The organism is Nocardia sp. 852002-20019_SCH5090214 (assembly GCF_001665865.1).
GTDB classification, from domain to species: Bacteria; Actinomycetota; Actinomycetes; order Mycobacteriales; family Mycobacteriaceae; genus Nocardia; species Nocardia nova.
Map to the genome: position 1 here is coordinate 1 of NZ_LZMK01000181.1, position 966 is coordinate 966.

Below are 966 nucleotides of genomic sequence, written 5' to 3' on the forward strand. Positions count from 1 at the left end.
TGCGCGCAGGCGCGGGGCGAGGTCGCGTGCGAACAGATCCAGGAAACGACGCTGATCGTGGCCCGGGGCGTGGAAGACCAAGTGGTTCAGCCCGGCATCGACATACGGTTTGACCTGCTCGACCGCCTCATCCGGATCGCTGGCCACGATCCAGCGCTTGGCGATCTGCTCGATCGGCAACGCATCCGCGGCCGCCTCCATCTCGATCGGATCGGTGATCGAATGCTTCTGCTCGGCCGTCAACGACAACGGCGCCCAGAACCGCGTATTCTCCAACGCCAGTTCCGGATCGGTGTCATACGAAATCTTGATCTCGATCATCCGATCGATATCGCCGAGCGTACGACCCACCTTCTCCGCACCCTCGGTCACCGCCGGCATCAACTTCTCCGTGTACAGGTCCATCCCCTTACCCGAGGTGCAGATGAAACCGTCACCGGCCCGGCCCGCGTACCGAGCCACCACCGGACCACCCGCCGCGATATACACCGGAATCCCCGCCGGCGGCACATCGTAGATCGACGCGCCGACCGTGTTGTAGTACTGGCCCTCGAAATCGACCCGGTCACCACTCCACAACGCGCGCATCAGATCCACCGACTCGCGCAACCGGGCGAAACGCTCCTTGAACTCCGGCCACTCCCCCTTGTAACCCGTCGCGATCTCGTTGAGCGCCTCCCCGGTGCCCACACCCAGCATGATCCGCTCCGGATACAGCACCCCGAGGGTCGCGAACGCCTGGGCGATCACCGCGGGGTTGTAGCGGAACGTCGGCGTCAGCACCGACGTCCCCAGCTGAATACGAGAAGTCCGCTCACCGACCGCGGTCATCCACGCCAGCGAAAACGGAGCATGCCCACCCTCGTGCCGCCACGGCTGGAAATGATCACTGACGGTCGCACTGTCGAGGCCGTGTTCTTCGACCAGAACGCCGAGCTCGACGAGCTCGCGTGGTCCGAATTGTTC

At 64.2% G+C, this 966-nt stretch carries 1 protein-coding gene; it reads right to left on the reverse strand.

Annotated elements, in window-relative coordinates:
• Window positions 1–966: glucose-6-phosphate dehydrogenase (coenzyme-F420) (fgd, locus tag A5780_RS14120; RefSeq protein WP_064908656.1), on the reverse strand; the 966-nt coding region annotated here is incomplete at both ends.